At 44.1% G+C, this 17,340-nt stretch carries 17 protein-coding genes; 4 read left to right on the forward strand and 13 right to left on the reverse strand.

The features are described from left to right. Position 1: 1 nt before the first annotated feature. Genes recX through ACHAL6_RS07710 form a run of 3 tightly spaced genes read right to left on the reverse strand, consistent with a single transcriptional unit; the run spans position 2 to position 2,604 of the window. Positions 2-637 (reverse strand): recombination regulator RecX, encoded by a 636-nt coding sequence (recX, locus tag ACHAL6_RS07700; protein WP_395269816.1) that lies wholly within the window; start codon positions 635-637, stop codon positions 2-4. Continuing rightward, on the reverse strand, positions 612-1,859 hold the full coding sequence (locus tag ACHAL6_RS07705) for a M16 family metallopeptidase (protein WP_395269817.1): 1,248 nt from the start codon (positions 1,857-1,859) through the stop codon (positions 612-614). Before ACHAL6_RS07705 ends, recX begins: the two co-directional genes overlap by 26 nt. Positions 1,860-1,875: 16 nt before the next feature. After that, positions 1,876-2,604 (reverse strand): class I SAM-dependent methyltransferase, encoded by a 729-nt coding sequence (locus ACHAL6_RS07710; protein ID WP_395269818.1) that lies wholly within the window; start codon positions 2,602-2,604, stop codon positions 1,876-1,878. 205 nt (positions 2,605-2,809) lie between these two features. On the opposite strand from ACHAL6_RS07710, the gene ACHAL6_RS07715 reads away from it, so the two are divergent. Genes ACHAL6_RS07715 through ACHAL6_RS07725 form a run of 3 tightly spaced genes read left to right on the forward strand, consistent with a single transcriptional unit; the run spans position 2,810 to position 6,331 of the window. Further along, on the forward strand, positions 2,810-4,123 hold the full coding sequence (locus tag ACHAL6_RS07715) for a PLP-dependent aminotransferase family protein (RefSeq protein WP_395269820.1): 1,314 nt from the start codon (positions 2,810-2,812) through the stop codon (positions 4,121-4,123). Positions 4,124-4,161: 38 nt separating this feature from the next. Then, positions 4,162-4,845 carry a response regulator transcription factor gene (locus tag ACHAL6_RS07720; RefSeq protein ID WP_395269822.1) on the forward strand — a complete coding sequence of 228 codons (684 nt, stop codon included), beginning with the start codon at positions 4,162-4,164 and terminating at the stop codon, positions 4,843-4,845. Further along, a complete protein-coding gene (locus ACHAL6_RS07725; protein ID WP_395269823.1) occupies positions 4,838-6,331 on the forward strand; it encodes a sensor histidine kinase in 1,494 nt (497 codons plus the stop codon). The genes ACHAL6_RS07720 and ACHAL6_RS07725 overlap by 8 nt, the downstream gene beginning before the upstream one ends. A 69-nt stretch (positions 6,332-6,400) precedes the next feature. Here the strand turns inward: ACHAL6_RS07725 and ymfI are convergent, their stop codons facing one another. Beyond that, positions 6,401-7,126, reverse strand: a complete 726-nt coding sequence (gene ymfI, locus ACHAL6_RS07730) for an elongation factor P 5-aminopentanone reductase (protein WP_395269825.1) — start codon at positions 7,124-7,126, stop codon at positions 6,401-6,403. A 432-nt stretch (positions 7,127-7,558) separates the two neighbouring features. Here ymfI and ACHAL6_RS07735 point away from each other — a divergent pair, with 432 nt between their 5' ends. Then, positions 7,559-8,737, forward strand: coding sequence for an acetyl-CoA C-acetyltransferase (locus ACHAL6_RS07735; RefSeq protein ID WP_395269826.1), 1,179 nt, complete (start codon positions 7,559-7,561; stop codon positions 8,735-8,737). 147 nt (positions 8,738-8,884) lie between these two features. Here the strand turns inward: ACHAL6_RS07735 and ACHAL6_RS07740 are convergent, their stop codons facing one another. The 9 genes from ACHAL6_RS07740 to ACHAL6_RS07780 all read right to left on the reverse strand — a co-directional run bounded on the left by ACHAL6_RS07740 (position 8,885) and on the right by ACHAL6_RS07780 (position 17,288). Next, positions 8,885-9,715: an RnfABCDGE type electron transport complex subunit B gene (locus tag ACHAL6_RS07740; RefSeq protein WP_395269828.1), complete on the reverse strand. Its 831-nt coding sequence runs from the start codon at positions 9,713-9,715 to the stop codon at positions 8,885-8,887. 15 nt (positions 9,716-9,730) lie between these two features. Continuing rightward, on the reverse strand, positions 9,731-10,306 hold the full coding sequence (gene rsxA / locus ACHAL6_RS07745) for an electron transport complex subunit RsxA (protein ID WP_395269830.1): 576 nt from the start codon (positions 10,304-10,306) through the stop codon (positions 9,731-9,733). Next, entirely contained in the window at positions 10,306-11,019 is a 714-nt protein-coding gene (locus tag ACHAL6_RS07750) for an RnfABCDGE type electron transport complex subunit E (protein WP_395269831.1), read from the reverse strand. Before ACHAL6_RS07750 ends, rsxA begins: the two co-directional genes overlap by 1 nt. Positions 11,020-11,021: 2 nt before the next feature. Beyond that, positions 11,022-12,416, reverse strand: a complete 1,395-nt coding sequence (locus ACHAL6_RS07755) for an RnfABCDGE type electron transport complex subunit G (protein ID WP_395269833.1) — start codon at positions 12,414-12,416, stop codon at positions 11,022-11,024. Further along, a complete protein-coding gene (locus tag ACHAL6_RS07760; RefSeq protein WP_395269834.1) occupies positions 12,416-13,288 on the reverse strand; it encodes an RnfABCDGE type electron transport complex subunit D in 873 nt (290 codons plus the stop codon). The genes ACHAL6_RS07755 and ACHAL6_RS07760 overlap by 1 nt, the downstream gene beginning before the upstream one ends. Positions 13,289-13,299: 11 nt before the next feature. Next, entirely contained in the window at positions 13,300-14,562 is a 1,263-nt protein-coding gene (locus ACHAL6_RS07765; RefSeq protein ID WP_395269835.1) for a 4Fe-4S dicluster domain-containing protein, read from the reverse strand. A 193-nt stretch (positions 14,563-14,755) separates the two neighbouring features. Next, the gene (locus ACHAL6_RS07770; protein WP_395269836.1) at positions 14,756-15,550 is read right to left on the reverse strand and encodes a MetQ/NlpA family ABC transporter substrate-binding protein; all 795 of its coding nucleotides are present in this window, start codon (positions 15,548-15,550) and stop codon (positions 14,756-14,758) included. A gap of 135 nt (positions 15,551-15,685) precedes the next feature. Beyond that, positions 15,686-16,327 carry a methionine ABC transporter permease gene (locus ACHAL6_RS07775; RefSeq protein WP_395269837.1) on the reverse strand — a complete coding sequence of 214 codons (642 nt, stop codon included), beginning with the start codon at positions 16,325-16,327 and terminating at the stop codon, positions 15,686-15,688. Further along, positions 16,317-17,288 (reverse strand): methionine ABC transporter ATP-binding protein, encoded by a 972-nt coding sequence (locus ACHAL6_RS07780; protein WP_395269839.1) that lies wholly within the window; start codon positions 17,286-17,288, stop codon positions 16,317-16,319. The genes ACHAL6_RS07775 and ACHAL6_RS07780 overlap by 11 nt, the downstream gene beginning before the upstream one ends. Between the last annotated feature and the right edge of the window lie 52 nt (positions 17,289-17,340).

The raw sequence follows: 17,340 nt of genomic DNA on the forward strand, positions 1-17,340 counted from the left end.
GCTATTCGGCGTCTTCCATCACTTTTCTCAAGGTACTGCTGATCAGCTCATAGTCATATCCTTTTCCCATAAGAAACGTATAGAGCTTGTTTTTCAGCTTATAGGAATCGGTTTCTCTTTTTATAAGCTGAGCATACTTCTTCTCTGCAAGCTTCAGACAGGAATCTTCTTCTACAGTTGAGGTGCTTAATGCCTCCAGAGCTCTTTCCATGATGTCTTTGGGGATGCCTTTACCAGATAGCTCATACCGTGCTTTTTTCACGCCTCGGGTTCTCAGCTTTTCCTTGAAAAACGTTTCGGCATACTTGTAATCATCTATGAGTCTGTATTCCTCCATGAATAGGATCACACGACGGATTGTTTCCTCCGTGTATTCCTTATCTCTCAGTCTGGTCTCTATTTCATGGACGGTTTTCAGGCTGCGCTCTATAGCACGCAGTGCTGTATCCTTTGCCTTTATATATTCGTCTTCTCTTGCAAGTTCCAGGAGCAGTTCGGGATCCACTTTATCCCCTTTTTTGAGTGATTTCTTGTAGATGAGCTCCTTATGACAGGACAACAGGAATTCGTCATCAGCGAAGATGCTGACTCGATCCTTGTTCTTCTTGTTTTCACTGATCTGCGTGATGGTCTTCATCGTCTTCCCCCCTTAATCTGTATATGGTAGGTCCGTCAAAGACTTTTCTGCTTACCTTCATGATATCATCCAGTGTCACATTTTCCAGTTTGTCCAGATCTTTTTCAAAGGCCATGGGTTCTTCCATGTTCAGAAGCTCATCCAGTATGAATGAAGACAGATCATGGATGTTATCCAGTGTTCCGTAAATACTGGTTTTCAGGACTTTCTTCATGATCAGAAGATCTTCAGCATGAAAATAGGCACCGCATTTGATTTCCTCGAGAATCTTCAGAATGAGCTGTTCCGCATCGTCTATGCTTTCATCGGGAACCTGAGTGTAGATGAGAAGATTCTGCATCCTGTCGGTGAGATCCAGATCTGAATAAACATCATAGGCAAGCCCTCTGTTTTCCCGGAGTTCTCTGAATAGAATGGAATTGCCGCTGACACCCAGCTTATAGTTCAGTACCCGTAAAGGCAGTTTTTCCTCTTCTGATATGGAAAAGGAATACAGGATTCCAAGGGTGGACTGTTCCATGTCTTTATAAGCGGTGTGTCTTCCCGGAATGTTCTTTTCGAATTTAAGATCAGGTGAATCCACGGCACCTCGTTTCCAGGAGCTGAAGCGTGTCTGCACCAGGCTCCTGATTTCATCATGATCCTTATCACTGATCAGAACCAGTACTGCATTCTCTGGAAGATAGTGTTTTTTGTGGAAGGCAGCCAGTCTGTCTCTAGTGAAAGAAGTGATGGTTTCCTCATTTCCGATGACGTCGTATTTCAGAGGGCTTTGCTCATAGGCGTTGAAGTATAGATTCTTGTGTGTCGTTTCTTCCGCATCGTCATTTGAGGCTCTCAGTTCCGATAGGATCACGCCCTTCTCTTTTTCAAGTTCACCGGCATCAAAACTCGGGAATAGCAGCATGTCACGAAGCAGTGAAAGGCTGTTTTCCAGTTCCTCCGATAGAGCGGATATGGAGAATACGGTGGATATATAGTCCGTATAGGCATTGAAATCACCGCCCAGGTATTCGATTCGGCTGTTCAGGGAAGCATTGTCATCAAACTCAGTTCCTTTGAAAAGCATATGCTCGATGACATGGCAGATTCCCTTCTCTTCCAGAGATTCCGACAGAGAGCCGACTTTCACTGCCAGATTCAGCGAAAAAAGCTTACCCGGCTTTTTTACTGTGACCAGTGTGATTCCGTTTTCAAGAACGGTTTTATTGTAATCAATCATGATGAATCTCCAATTATCAAGTATTTTTCGTTGCTTTCAGTACCAGCGGCATCGAGTTTTCAGTGAAGGGATCCTTTTTGAAGTTTCCATAGACTTCGATGTCAAGGAATCCGATTTTTTCCAGTTCCTTCACAAGTTCATCCTTTTCCAGAGGCAGCAGATACACAGAAGATTCCCTGCTCTCACCCTGAATGTTCAGTGTGGAAGCGAACTCTATGGTGCTGGATGAAACGTCGTAGTTGTAATTACGATCAAATACGATTCCTTTCTCAGGAACGTTTATGGAAGGAAGGTGATCTATGCCCTGTGAGAGGATCCGCTGATAATTGATGATCTGTATGATGAGATCTCCCTTATCAGCCAGCAGATCATATGCGCTTTTCAGAAAAGTTCTTATCTCATCCAAGGATTTCAGATGAACCAGCGAGTTTCCGATGATATAAATCCGTCTGAGTCCACCATCACTGACAAGGTCGATGTTCAGCATGTTGGATACGACGAAATCGGGAGAAACGCCCTCCTTGTGTGCCTTTTCCTCCGCTTTTGCTATCATGGCTTCTTCCAGATCAAGGCCGCAGGCCAGAATGTCATCCTTGATGAGATGAATGGTGTAACTGCCTGTACCACAGGCCACATCAAGAACCTTGTCTCCTGGTTCAAGACCTTCACGTAGAAAAGTATAGGTGTCCTGATTTTCAGGAAAGATGTCATCGTAGTATTTTACAAGCATTTCATAGAATTTCAATTGCTTCAGTCTCCTTTGAACGATTAACGGATGTGTGGAGGCATCTGTCACATAAGTGACATACTCTCAATCTATAATATAACATACCCTAATATAACACAAAATCCCCTGATTCGGGTATCCGTATTCCCGAACACTTGTGGAATAATATGACCAGATAATGGTATAATAAGCGTAAACTGATATGGTACAAAAGGGTGATGAAATGAATTATAAATATACAGAAATTATGGATTATCTGCGATCGGAGATCGAAAAGGACGTGTATACGGATAAGCTTCCATCCATTCGCGGACTTGCAATCAAGTTCGCCTGTTCCAACTCGACTGTGATCAAAGCATACAATGAACTGGAAGCGCTTTCGCTTGTGTTTTCAGCGCCTAAGAGCGGATACTACATCAACAGGAACAAGAAACGTGGAACCAGCGACTTCGATTTCTATTCAGGTGTCCCAAACAACAGAAACCTGCCCATGGAATCCCTGAGGAAGATCTATGATCAGGTGCTGGAAGACAAGAACAGAAGTCTCCTGAACTACAGCTATCCTATGGGATATAATCTTCTGCGAGAACACCTGCTGATGGAGATGCACAATCCGGAAATCAGCCTGGAATCTGTGCTCATAACAGAAGGTGCACAAGGAGCCATGGATCTGCTTCTTGGAACAGATATTCTGGAGAAGAAAGTACTCGTGGAGGACCCTACATACAATATCCTCCTCTCCTTTATGGAAATCAAGAAAATACCCCATGATACTGTGAGCAGAGATCAGAGTGGAATCGATCTTGACAGCCTGGAAGAGAAGGTGAAGAGTGGTGAATTCCAGTTCTTCTTTAGCATCAGCAGAAATCACAATCCCCTGGGCACGGATCTGAAAGAAGAACAGATGAGAAAGATCATTGCTCTGTCAGAGAAGTATGATTTCTATATCATAGAAGATGATTACCTGAATGAATTATCCAAAGGTGCGACCTTCTTCTCACTGGCACCCGAAAGAACCATCTATATCCGAAGCTTCAGCAAGACCGTGGGACCGTACTTCAGAAGCGCCTGTGTGGTGGCTCCGCCTGAAATCGCAAAGAAACTGGCCTACAATATCACGTACCTGAACGGTGGTGCACCGCTATTGAATCAGGCAGTTCTTTTGAAGTATCTGAAATCGGATCACTACACAAAGGACATGGCGAATCTGAGGGACAAGGTGAAGCAGAATATCATGATTTTCAAGAATGCACTGCAGGGATTTCCTTTCCCCTATTACATTCCAGAAGCCGGTTTTTTCGCAAGTCTCTATTTCCCAAGGGACTTTAAGCTGAAAACGCTGCTGGAGGGGCTGCAGGTCAATGGATACAGATTCAGAGACATCACAGGATTCACCAGGCTCGAGGATAAGAAGGTTCTTAGAATCAGTCTGACCAGAGTGGAACCCAATGCCATGAACACCGCAATCCGTGAACTGGTGAAGGAAGTCCTGCTGATGAAGGGTGACAAGGACGACAAGAACAAGATTTATATATAGCTGCTGGATACTGATTACCAGAGTAATAAGGTGAGTGTATGGAGAAGAAAATACTTATAGTGGAAGATGAAAAAAGATTAAGAGATCTGCTCAGGGATTACCTGCTGAAAGAGCAGTATAGCGTGGACCTGGCATCAGACGGAGAGGAAGGACTGGAGATGGCTCTACGGAGTGACTACGATCTTATCCTTCTGGATGTGATGATGCCCTTCATGGATGGGTTCGATATGCTGAAGGAGCTGAGGAAGAAGAAGGATACTCGGGTATTCATCATTACGGCGAAGACCATGGATGACGATTTTGTGGAAGCATACTCCATCGGAGCAGATGATTTCATTGCAAAGCCCTTCTCCCCAAAAATTCTGGTGCTGAAAATCAATAATCTTTTTGCAAGACTGGAATACGAGAAGGATGAGCTGAAAGATCATGTATATGGCAGACTTAGAATAAATGAGAAATCACAGAGAGTTTTTGTGGATGAGGATGAGATTTTCTTAAGCAGGAAGGAGTTTGAACTTCTTCTACTGTTCACTTCAAATGAGGATATTGTACTCTCGAGAGACACCATCATCGAAAATGTATGGGGTTATGACTACGAGGGAGATCTCAGAACCATAGATACCAGCATAAAGAGACTTCGGGAAAAGCTCGGTGAGGTGTTCACCTATATTGAGACGGTTCGCGGATATGGATACAGGTTCAAGGTGAAGGAACATGTTTAAATCAATTTCCAACAAGCTCACCTTCATCATCGTTCTTCTTGTCACAGCGCTGCTTCTGGGATCCATGATTTTCATGTCCTATTCCTTCGAGACGTATTATACGAGAACGAAGAAGACAGCGCTTTCGGAAAATCTCGAGACATTCAGAAATAAGGCAGTTTCTCCCAGTGATACACTGATCCAGTCCATCAATGAGTTTGAAGCCAGCAATAACACGAGGCTGTTTATCTTCGGACAGAACGGCGCGCTTCAGTATATGGCTTATGGTGGAAATAAGATTGATGGAGACTACATCGAAATCATCAATCGGTTCTTTGGAGATCTGGTGACAGATAAGTCATTGGTGGAAGAACTTCTGGTCAACGGAAGCATCATCAGCAGAGAGTATGAAAGACAGGATGGCAGCATAAGATATTTCCTGACCGCCAGTTCCATCAATCTACGGGATGCGGATTCTTTCGCCATCTCCATCAGTTCCATGGTGCCCATCAATGAATCAGCTCGGACCATCAAGAACTTCTTCATCTATGTCTTCATAGGAGGATTTTTTGTTGTGGTCATACTGGCATTTCTTATTTCACACACGGTGACCAAACCCATCAGAAAACTGACCAGCTCATCCAAGGAACTGGCTAAACTGAATTTCGATACACAGATTGACCGGACCCAGAAGGATGAAATCGGCGAGCTGGCAGACAGCCTCTCTACCCTTTCCATGAACCTGAAAGCGGCACTGAACGAACTGAATGAAAAAAACAGGCTGCTGGAGGAGGATGTGCTGAAGAGCCAGAAACTGGAAAACCAGCGTAAGGATTTCATACGTGATATTTCCCATGAACTGAAGACACCCATCACGCTGATCCAGGGTTATACGGAAGGCCTTATTGATGGAATCAGTGAGGAGAACAAGGAGGAGTATCTCTCCATCATTCTGGATGAGTCGAAAAACATGGAAAAACTGGTGAAGGACATGATTGAGCTTTCCTATACTGAATCAGATGCATTCAATCTGAACAGAACCGAATTCAATCTCAGTAATGTTCTGGTCAATTGTGCGGCCCCTTTTCTGGATTATCCTGATGAAAAACTGTCCTTCAGTTTCCGCATAAAGAATCAGTATCTGATTTATGCGGATCTCAACAAGCTCAGTACTGCTATCAGAAACATCATAAAGAATGCCATGACCTATACAGAGCATCAGGAAGAGGCGCAAGTGGATATTTCCCTCTATGAAGAACAGCATGAACTGATCATGAAGATTTCCAACTCCCCTGCCCATATCGAGGAAGAGGAGCTGGAGAATATATGGGTGCAGTTCTACAAAAAAGATAAATCCCGTCAGAGAAAAGAAGGCAGTTCAGGACTTGGGTTATCCATCATCCGTAATATTCTCGAAAAACATGAGCTGGATTATGATCTCATGAACGAAGGAAACGGTGTTGCCTTTGTGATCCGATTTAAGGATTACAGAAGATCAGACCAGTGAGACTTTCATGCAGACAGTAGAACCCCCCCTCACAATGCGATTTCAGCCATTGTGAGGGGGGTTGTGACTTTATAAGGTGAATCCGCCATCCATCGTAAGAACCTGACCTGTGATATAGGTTCCCTTTTCAATGAGAAATGCAGCCAGCTCTGCCACTTCTTCCGGTTTTGCCAGTCGCTTAAAGGGAATGTCTTCTATGAAATCCATCTTCTCCTGATCTGTCAGATTTGCAAGAAGCTTCGTATCCACTCCACCAGGCGCGATGGCATTGACGCGAATGTTCATATGAGACAGTTCCGAAGCAAGACTTCTTGTGAACTGCTCCAAAGCACCTTTTGTCATGGCGTAGGCAACTTCCATGGAGGCGGGTTTTGAACCCCAGATGGAAGAGATGCTGATGATACTGCCTTTACCCGCTTCGATCATACTCGGGATGATCTCCTTGCTGACATAGTACAGCGGTTTGAGATTTATGCTGAGCAGTTCTTCGAAATGCAGTTCATTCATTTCATGAAAGAGATCCCGATAGGAAACCCCTGCTCCATGAATGAGCACTTCAAAGGATCCGAAGTCCTTGAGCATTCTTTTCAAGGTCAATGAATATCCGTTTGTGCTTGAAAAATCCATGGAGTACGCTTCTGCTCGGGTGATTTCCGACAGCTCTTCCATGAGCATCTTTGCCTGAGTATGGTTGTTTCCGTAGACAAGCGCCAGATTATACCCCATACCTGCAAGTTTTCTTGCGATTTCTTTCCCGATGCCTCCTGTAGCACCTGTGATGATTGCATTTTTCATATCTTTCCTCCACCTGGATTATTGTATACATATTATAACAAATTTCAGTGTCGATGGTGTGGTACACTGAAAATAACAGAACCTCGGAAACTGCTCCGATCAGTTAAAATATGGAATCTGATGAAAAATATCATTGAAACATGTGAATAAAATGTAAATTTTAAAACTCGTAAGCATGGGCATCACAGACTCAAACATGATGAAATCCTCATGTTTCAAAGACTTTCCATTTTATTCGTAAAATTTCGCCTGAATTATTACGGATCTGGAACATGAAATTGATTACACATGAGGGGTGTTTCATGTTATTATAATCTTGCAGTCAATTAAGTATATTCACAGGAAACCGCACAGTACGAAAAAGACTCAGTGATGGATTGCAAGAATGTACTTACTAAATTGTATATAGATCATACTGGGAGGTAGAATTGAATGAAAGAAGTTGTAATTGTCAGTGCAGTAAGAACTCCTGTTGGAAGTTTTGGTGGCGTATTTAAAAATGTCTCCGCTGTAGACTTAGGTGTTGTAGCTGTAAAAGAAGCCATCAGACAGGCCGGAATCAGACCGGAAGATGTGGATGATGTCTATATGGGCTGCATTCTGCAGGCAGGACTTGGTCAGGGTGTAGCAAGACAGGTTTCCGTCAATGCAGGTATTCCTGTATCGGTTCCCGCCACGACCATCAACATGCTCTGCGGATCAGGTCTTAGAACCGTATCCCTTGCTGCTCAGACTATAATCGCCGGAGACAATGATGTGGTGGTCGTAGGCGGTACTGAAAACATGTCCAGAGCTCCTTATGTATTGAACAATGCAAGATTCGGATCCAGAATGGGCAACGATACCATGGTGGATACCATGATTCAGGATGCTCTTACGGATGCGTTCAACAACTATCATATGGGCATCACGGCAGAAAATGTCGCAGAGAAATATGGAATCACAAGAGATGAACAGGATGCTTTTGCAGCATCCAGCCAGAATAAAGCGGAAAAAGCCATGGCTGAAGGCAAGTTCAAAGACGAGATCGCCCCTGTTACGATACCTCAGCGCAAGGGAGACCCTGTGGTGGTGGATACAGATGAATATCCGAAGAAAGGTGTGACAGTTGAGAGTCTCAATAGACTTAGACCTGCCTTTAAGAAAGAAGGTACAGTCACTGCTGGAAATGCTTCAGGAATCAACGATGGAGCAGCAGCTCTGGTTGTCATGAGCAAAGAAAAAGCGGATGCACTGGGACTTACCCCGCTGGCTACCATCGTTTCCTACGGAAACGGCGGTGTGGATCCAAGCATCATGGGTGTAGGTCCTGTACCTGCAACGAAGAATGCCCTGTCCAAGACCAATCTGACCATAGATGACATGGATCTCATAGAAGCCAACGAAGCCTTTGCTGCGCAGGCACTGGCAGTTGGAAAAGAACTGAAATGGGATGCTTCAAAAGTCAATGTCAACGGAGGAGCCATTGCCCTAGGTCATCCTGTGGGAGCTTCAGGTGCAAGGATTCTTGTAACGCTTCTACACGAAATGAAGAGAAGAAACTCCACGTATGGGCTGGCTACCTTATGTATCGGTGGTGGAATGGGCACTTCGGTGGTTGTCAAAAGATAATCCGTAAAATTTCAATCAGTTCCCCTGTCTTTTACAATAAGAGCCCCTTAAATCTTCTGATTTAAGGGGCTCTTCATATTGCGCTGAATCGTAAAAACAAACAAAAAAATACTGAGGTGCTTCTTCCTAGAAACACCTCAGTTCTGATTATGCTGTTATATCTTTGGGTTTTGCCTTGTTGATCATCAGGATATTCTCGATGGTCACCTTAGGACAAACCTCAACACAAGCATTACACTGTGTACACTTATCGTAATCAATCTTAGCCAGATTGTTGTTTACATGTATTGCATCGAATTCGCAGGCTTTTTCACATTTTCTGCAGGCGATACAACCTACTTCGCAGTTCTGCATAGCATCTCTTGCGCTGTCATAGGAATTACAAGCAACTCTCACTCTGGAATTGATTGGTACTGACTCGATGAGATTCTTCGGACAAGCCTTTACACATGCACCACAGTTGGTACACTTGTTTTCATCGATGATGGCGATGCCATCTCTGATGACGATGGCATCAAAGTCACAGACTGCTACACATGTACCAAGTCCGAGACATCCGTAAGAACAGGACTTTGCGCCTCCTCCTGGAAGTGCGGAAGCACTGACACAGTCCATGATTCCGTGATACTCATACTTGTCTTTGGATTTATCACAGTCACCGTTGCATTTCACATAGGCAACCATGACTTCCTGAGCATTCACTTTAACACCCATGATTTCACCAATCTGGTTTGCCACTGGATTTCCGCCAACGGTACAAAGTGAGGGTGATGCTCCATCAAGGGCTACACCCTTTGCATAGGCTTCACACCCTGCAAATCCGCATCCACCACAGTTTACACCTGGCAGGACCAGCATAACTTCTTCCACTTTAGGGTCCTGTTTCACTTCAAATACATTTGCTGCGTATCCGAGTAAAACCGCTAGAAGAAGTCCGATGCCAGCTAGAATCGCTATAGGTATAATTAGTTCCATCATTTAACTTCTCCCCCCTTATATAAGACCTTGGAATCCAAGGAATGAAATGGCCATGAGACCTGCAGTTACAAGTGCGATTGGTAGTCCCTGGAATGCTCTAGGAACACTGGATACACGGTCCAGTTTTTCTCTGATGCTTGCCATCAGCACAATTGCAAGGAAGAAACCAAGTGCTGCACCTACAGCGTTGGTAAGGCTTCCAGCTAAGGACAGGTTATCCTGTACATTCAGGAAGGTTACACCAAGAACTGCACAGTTTGTAGTGATCAGCGGCAGGTAGATACCCAGCGCATCATATAGAGCCGGGCTGATCTTCTTGACGACCATTTCGACAAACTGAACCAGTGCGGCGATAACAAGGATGAATGCAACAGTTTTCAGATAATCCAGATCATTTGGAGCCAGCAGGAAGTTGTAAACTGTCCAGGTTCCAAGAGATGCGATGACCATAACAAACAGAACAGCGAAGCCCATACCGATGGATGCATCTCTTTTCTTTGAAACACCCAGGAAACCGCATATTCCGAGGAATCTGGATAGAACGAAGTTATTGACGAGCATTGCATTGATAAAAATAAGTAGTAAATCCATTAGTTAGCTCCTCCCTTCTGAATGAGACTGGAATCTAATGTGATATTCATTTTGTCTTCCTTCGGAATATCACAACCCATTCCGCAGCTCTCACAGTCATGGATCTTGAGAAGATCTTTGCCCTTCTTCAGGTTTCTGTTGTTCAGGAAGGCCATGATCATACCTAAGGTCAGGAATGCCCCTGGTGCCAGGATCATGATGTTTGCAGCTTCATAAGCTTCAGGCAGTACTCTCACACCGAAAAGTGTGCCGGCACCGATGAGCTCTCTGAAGAATGCAAGCACACTAAGAGCCAGTGTAAATCCAAGTCCCATACCGATTGCATCATAGATGGAGTTGAGTACGGAGTTTTTGCTTGCATAGGCTTCCGCTCTACCAAGAATGACACAGTTTACAACGATCAGCGGAATGAATAATCCCAGTGACTTGTAAAGGTCCTGTGCGTAAGCTGCCAGGAACATATCCACTGCAGATACGAAACCTGCGATGATGACGATGTAGGCAGGTATTCTGATTTTGTTCGGAATAAACTTTCTGATGGCTGCAATGATTGCATTGGAGCAGATCAGAACGGCCAGAGTGGATAGTCCCATACCGATTGCATTCACTAAGCTGGTTGAAACCGCTAAAGTCGGACACATGGCAAGAACCTGTACAAAAATGGGGTTTTCACTGAAAAGACCATTCTTCAGTCTTTCTATTAATGCCTTCATCTTTAGTTCCCTCCTTGCATTAGTACGTCATTAAAGTATAGAATCGCTTTGTTTACAGCTCTGTAGACTCCCTTGGAGCTTTCAGATGCACCGGAGTATACCTGTACACTCATTTCTTCTGAAGGCTGATCCTGGAACATCTCCGCAAAGGCATCTTCTGTGATGACAGTACCCAGTCCCTGGGTCTCATTCTGTCTTACGATCATGATGTTCTTCACTTCTCTGGTTGCGGCATCAAAGGATACAGCCACTTCGATGGGCTTATCTTCGTAGTATCCGGGATTGGAGGTGTATACGATGTAACCGGATACTTCTCCCTGATTTCGGACCTCTACAGTCTTGTATTCCCCGTCGATTTCGACCATCTCATCTCCTGTGAGACGCATATTCTCAACACCAGGTTCCACCATAAGCACATTGTGATAGTATTCGATGGCCTGATTCACAGCCTTGTAGACACCCTTGGAACTTTCAGATGCACCGGAGTAGATCTGAGTTTCCAGTTCTTCTGCTGCCACACCCTGGAACTGCTGAGCGAATCCATCTTCAAGAATCACATCACCCAGTCCTGGAGTTTCATTCTGCTCTATGATCAGTATGTTTGTGATTGTTTTTGATTCATTATCGAATCCTACTGCTACTCTGATCGGAGATTCTTCGTAGTAACCAGGATTTGCCGCATATACGACGTATCCTGTGACTTCTCCACCTGTGGTGACTTCCAGGGTCTTTAGGTCTCCAGCAATTTCATTCATTGCATCGCCTGAAAGGTTCATGTTTTCAAGTGTTGGCTCCACTACAGGAACTTCCACCACTTCTTCTCCGAGAATGTTTTCCTTGTGGAATTTTACCGCTTCGTTGATGGAAGTGGTGACCGCACCGGATGAAATAGTCGCACCGGATACCGCCTGAATTTCAGTGTCTGAAGCCGGTGTTCCCTTAACAACCTGGAAACTGGATGATGTTTCCTTCCCTGTAAACTGGGAAATGAACGCTTCTTCGGAAACCAGAGCACCTAAGCCTGGAGTTTCAGAGGACTGAGTCACTTTTGCAGCAACTACGTTACCGTCATTATCAATACCGACTAAGGTTCCAAGGTCAGGTTTGTAACCAGCAATCATCATTTTATATACATAACCCACTACATCGCCGCCTTTTGTGGCCTTGTAGATCTCAGTTATGATTTCATGCTCTTCGTAGTCCGCTGTAACATCTTCAATGGCCTCGCTCTCAGGCATGACCACTGCAAGATCTTCCGCGTTGACGGCGTTGTTCATGGCAATCTGTTCCTTGGTTCCATTGTAGACAAAGGCAACGACACCGGCTACGATGATGCAGATCAGCATCAGGGTTCCGCCAAGGGTCAGAAGCTCACTTACTAAACTTTTCTTTTTCATTACGCAGTAGCCTCCTTTTTGGTATCCACTTTTCCTTTAAAGAAGGTATCTATAAATGGAGCAAATACATTTCCGATGAGAATCGCATAATATGCTCCTTCGATATTTTCAGCCACACCGATGAAGGATGCCGCTGCCACAGCAACAAGAATCGCATAGATCCATTTACCACCGTTGGTGATGGATGAACTTGCATAATCATTGGCCATGAAGAAAGCAATCAGATAAATACTGCTGTTGGCTCCAAGAATTGAGATATCTCCTAAAATGATTTGTGAGAACGCGAGCGCTACAACGATGATTGTGAAGGGCACTCTTACTCTGATGACACCTTTCAGTGCCAGATAGAGTCCACCAACCAGAATGGCCAGTATGGATGCTTCACCGAGGTTTCCACCGGCAGTTCCGAGAAAACGGTCGATGAAAGCTGTTTCTTCGAACCCGTTATTCACAACCAGATTGCCATAGGATACCACTGCGAAGATCTTTGCTGCCACGGCAGGGTTCATGAAATTCTGACCTAAACCGCCGAAAATCTCTTTTACCAGCGCAATGGCAAATACGGAAGAAATCGCTGCAACCCATAATGGTGTGTTAACAGGTAAAATGAGTCCGAGAATCAGACCAGTTACGATTGCAGAAAGATCATGAAGTGAATGTTTCTTGTTAAGCGCTTTCTTGAACAGAACCTCTGTGGCCATGGCACCGATGATTGTGACCAGAACCAGGAAAAGTCCTTTTATTCCATTGAAATAGATTCCCGCTGCTGTGACCGGTACCAGCGCGATGATGACATCAAGCATGATTCTGTTCACTCTCAAGTCAGACTTCACGTGGGGTGAGGAAGCAACGGTTATTTTTCTGTTTTCCATATCCTTACCTCCTATCTTTTAACCTTTTTCGCAGTTTTGAATGACTGAAGCAGATGTCTCTTGGATGGACATACATAGGAACATCTTCCGCATTCCACACACATTCCGCCACGGTTCTTGAAGAATTCATCAAAGTCTCTGTTTATAACAAGTGCATTCAGCTCATAAGGCTGGAGTCCTACAGGACATACGTCCGCACAACGTCCGCATTTGATGCAGTTCATTTCTTCTTCCTTGGAGACTTCGTTCTCATTCAGGAACAGCACTTCTCTGATGCCTCTGTTGATTGGTGCATCCAGGGCGAATACAGCGTCACCGGAAAGGATGTTTCCTGCAACGACTCTGAATGGATCCTCCACTCCAGCTTTTTCCATGACATAATTCAATGTGGTTCCGGAAAGCACCTTGTAGATTCCAGGTGTTTTGACGGCTCCGCCATTAATCAGCAGCAGCTGATAGTGGGTCAGTCTGTTGTCCAGTAAACCCCGTGCCACCGCTGGCAGAAGGAATGCATCCACAACCATGGTGTCCTTCATGGCAAAATCACTGAATACATCTCTGGAAGCCAGATTCATATCGTGATAGAACTGCGTTGGAATTTTTGATACCAGATTCACATCCGTGTTCTTCAGAAGTTCGGTGAATCCAATGACGGAATCCGCATCCGAAGTGGAAAGAACAGTGATGTTCGCATTCTTGTAAAGTGATCTTAGAAGTCCGAGTCCTCTCAGGAAGTCCTCTCTCTCGTTTTCGTAAAGATAAGAGTCCACCTGACCGTAAAGTCCGCTTTCCTGTGCGTTGATGAGCACATTCTTCACATCTTCCTTGAAGGAAAGCTGCATGCCCCTCTTTCTGTTGGAAAGATTCTGGGTCTCGATGAGACCGAGTCCTTTGATCTTCTCTTTCAGTTCTTCGAAAGACAGCGTGCTGTAGTCGAAAGCTTCACGGGTTTCCTTTTCATAAAGAAAATCATTTTCAATGAGAATAACATCTACTTTATTTCCCATGAGATCCACTTTTGTTGTAACCTGCTTCACTGTACCAGATACGCTGGAGTACACAGGAACAACACTGTTGTTTTCACCGACACCAATGATCTGGTTGACGAGTACTCTGTCGTTTCTCTTGACGGTAGGTGAGCATTTCATGTTATGTTGCTGAGACAGTGAATATACCATGTTCTTTGGAGCATCAACATCTATGATTGTACTGAAATGTTCAGCTTCTTTGAACTTGGGCACATGCACTGCTTTGGATATTGAAAACAGTTTCATATACATCCCCCTAAATTTAATCTAAAATATAACAAATACACAATATAGTATAACATTGTAAACGTTCATTAACAATATTTGTCATTAAATTAACAATAGTTGTTTAAAGTAAAAACCGTTGATATACAACGGTTTTTACTGTTTTGATTTCTTTGATTGTGCCTGGTTTTATGCTGTTCTTTTTTAGTACAGTTTAAAATGCCGGGAAAATAGTTCCTTCATATTTTTCTTCTATAAAGGACTTCGTCTTTTCACTGTTCAGAACCTTGTCCAGTGCCTTTGTCTTTTCAGAATCCTTGTCCTCTTCTCTTACAGCCAGTACATTGGCATAAGGTGAATCACCGGACTCGATGAGAAGCGCATCCTCTAGAGGATTGAGATCTGCTTCGATGGCATAGTTGGTGTTGATCACCGCAGCATCCACATCAACGAGTGTTCTTGGCAGTGCTGGAGCATCAAGTTCTGTGAACTGAAGATTCTTCGGGTTTTCCGTGATGTCAAGAACGGATGCGATTTCCGAATCAGCCAGTGAAATGAGGCCATTCTCCGCAAGAAGCTTCAATGCTCTGGACCCGTTGGTAGCATCGTTTGGAATGGCTATGGTCGCTCCATCGGCCAGTTCTTCCAGATCTGTGATCTTATCGGAGTATAATGCCATTGGTTCGATGTGAACTCTGACCGTATAGGTGAGCCCGAGATTTTCGTTGCTGTTCATCTCTTCCAGATACGGAATATGCTGGAAGTAATTGGCATCCAGCTGCCCTTCCGAAAGAGCCTTATTTGGAAGAACATAGTCATTGAATATGGTGACTTCCAGTTCATAGCCAAGTTCCTTCAGGTCTTCTCTCACATTTTCCAGTATTTCTGCATGAGGTACAGCGGAAGCCCCGACAACGATCTTTTCATCAGCCTCTTCGCTGGTGCTGCACCCTGCAAGAATGCCCAGTGCCAATAGTGATGCAGTAAGTAATTTATATGTTTTTTTCATTTTTATTCCCTCGCTTTTGTTTATTATCTGTTTTTCAGATCTGTACTGATTTACTTTTTGTCTTATTTTCTGATTTTGTTCAATTTGTTAAAATATAAACAGCTTCATCGGGTCAGGATAACCTTTGACCACTGTCTATCTTAACAGCAGCTTGAAAATCTGGTTGCCTATGGATTGAATGATCTGCACAACGGCAAAGATCATGATGACGACGATGAACATGATGGTGTTTTCCCACCTGTAATAGCCGTAGTTTATGGCTACTGCACCAAGTCCTCCACCACCGATGATTCCTGCCATGGCAGAGTATCCTACGATATTGATGAATATATTTGTGATGCCCTGTACTAAATTCGGCAGAGCTTCAATGAGCATCACTTTGAAAATGATCTGAGCATTGGTTGCTCCAAAGGACTTCGCCGCTTCAATGATTCCTGGATCCACCGTATCCAGCGAACCTTCAATGATTCTGGCTGCAAAGGGTGTGGCAGCTATGGTCAGCGGAACGATGGCTGCGGTGGTGCCGATGGATGTTCCTACAATGAATCTTGACAGCGGAAAGAGGAGAAACATAAGAATAATAAACGGGAAACTTCTGAATACATTGATGAAGAAGTCCAGTGTATTATATAAGGAAGGTTTTGGTTTCAATCCTTTTTCCTTTGTATAAACCAAGACGATTGCGATGAAAAACCCGAAAAATATGGATAGGATTCCAGAAACGCTGATCATAAGCAATGATTCTAAAAGCGCCTCTATATAGCCGTTAAGATTCATTATGTATCACCTCCACATTCAAACCTTTTTCTACAAGATACGATACGATGTCTTCCTTGTCTTGAGGATTTATGTTGATTACCAGACTCCCCAGGACATTGCCGCTGAAGTTTTCAAGCTTGCCCCATACAATGGAAAAGTCCACATTGAGGTCCTTGCTCATATTCGTGATGATGGTCTGGTTGCTGTAATCTTTTGTGAAAAAGATTCTGATATTGATTCCCTTTGGCAGAATTTCCATTTCATCTTCCCCGATGAGCTTTTTCAGGCTCTTAGCGGGATTCAGGAACAGATCCTCCACTTTTCCAAGGGCAGACACTTTTCCGCCTTCCATCACCGCAACTCTCTGGCAGATGTCTTTTACGACTTCCATCTGGTGCGTCACCACAACCAGTGTCAGCCCAAGCTCTCTGTTGATTTTTTTCAGAAGAGCAAGGATTTCCTTGGTGGTGTTGGGATCCAGTGCTGAGGTTGCTTCATCACAGAGAAGAAATTCAGGATCCAGTGCAAGGGCCCTTGCAATGGCTACACGCTGCTTTTCTCCTCCAGATAATGAACGCGGTTTGCTTTTGTATTTGTCTGAAAGACCTACAAGATTCAGCAGCTCCTTGGCCCGGGTCTGTATTGTTTTTTTGTCATAGCCCCAGATTTCCATAGGAAGTGCCACATTTTCCAGTGCAGTTTTCTGATTCAGAAGATTAAAATTCTGAAAGATCATGGATACCTTTTTTCTGAGTCTGCGTACCCCGTCTGAGTCGAGCGAACCGATGCTGATACCATCTACGATGATATCTCCTTTGTTGAAAGGTTCCAGAGCATTGATGCATCGAAGCAGGGTAGATTTACCCACTCCGCTTCTTCCTACAATACCGAAGATCTCACCTTTCTCAATCCGGAAGGATACGTCTTTGATGACTTCCTGACTGTCATACTGTTTTTCAAGATTTTTAATTTCGATCAATCACTACACCTCACAATTTTTTCTGATGCAAGCATCAAAAACGGCAAAATAA

Origin of the sequence: Proteiniclasticum sp. C24MP, assembly GCF_043951855.1 — a bacterium.
Classification (GTDB): Bacteria; Bacillota; Clostridia; order Clostridiales; family Clostridiaceae; genus Proteiniclasticum.

Coding starts and splice junctions, on each gene's coding strand:
- ACHAL6_RS07750 (WP_395269831.1), bottom strand. CDS start 11,019: ATGAAGGCATTAATAGAAAGACTGAAGAATGGTCTTTTCAGTGAAAAC.
- ACHAL6_RS07765 (WP_395269835.1), bottom strand. CDS start 14,562: ATGAAACTGTTTTCAATATCCAAAGCAGTGCATGTGCCCAAGTTCAAA.
- ACHAL6_RS07735 (WP_395269826.1), top strand. CDS start 7,559: ATGAAAGAAGTTGTAATTGTCAGTGCAGTAAGAACTCCTGTTGGAAGT.
- ACHAL6_RS07725 (WP_395269823.1), top strand. CDS start 4,838: ATGTTTAAATCAATTTCCAACAAGCTCACCTTCATCATCGTTCTTCTT.
- ACHAL6_RS07760 (WP_395269834.1), bottom strand. CDS start 13,288: ATGGAAAACAGAAAAATAACCGTTGCTTCCTCACCCCACGTGAAGTCT.
- ACHAL6_RS07715 (WP_395269820.1), top strand. CDS start 2,810: ATGAATTATAAATATACAGAAATTATGGATTATCTGCGATCGGAGATC.
- ACHAL6_RS07755 (WP_395269833.1), bottom strand. CDS start 12,416: ATGAAAAAGAAAAGTTTAGTAAGTGAGCTTCTGACCCTTGGCGGAACC.
- ymfI (WP_395269825.1), bottom strand. CDS start 7,126: ATGAAAAATGCAATCATCACAGGTGCTACAGGAGGCATCGGGAAAGAA.
- ACHAL6_RS07775 (WP_395269837.1), bottom strand. CDS start 16,327: ATGAATCTTAACGGCTATATAGAGGCGCTTTTAGAATCATTGCTTATG.
- ACHAL6_RS07770 (WP_395269836.1), bottom strand. CDS start 15,550: ATGAAAAAAACATATAAATTACTTACTGCATCACTATTGGCACTGGGC.
- ACHAL6_RS07740 (WP_395269828.1), bottom strand. CDS start 9,715: ATGATGGAACTAATTATACCTATAGCGATTCTAGCTGGCATCGGACTT.
- ACHAL6_RS07705 (WP_395269817.1), bottom strand. CDS start 1,859: ATGATTGATTACAATAAAACCGTTCTTGAAAACGGAATCACACTGGTC.
- rsxA (WP_395269830.1), bottom strand. CDS start 10,306: ATGGATTTACTACTTATTTTTATCAATGCAATGCTCGTCAATAACTTC.
- recX (WP_395269816.1), bottom strand. CDS start 637: ATGAAGACCATCACGCAGATCAGTGAAAACAAGAAGAACAAGGATCGA.
- ACHAL6_RS07720 (WP_395269822.1), top strand. CDS start 4,162: ATGGAGAAGAAAATACTTATAGTGGAAGATGAAAAAAGATTAAGAGAT.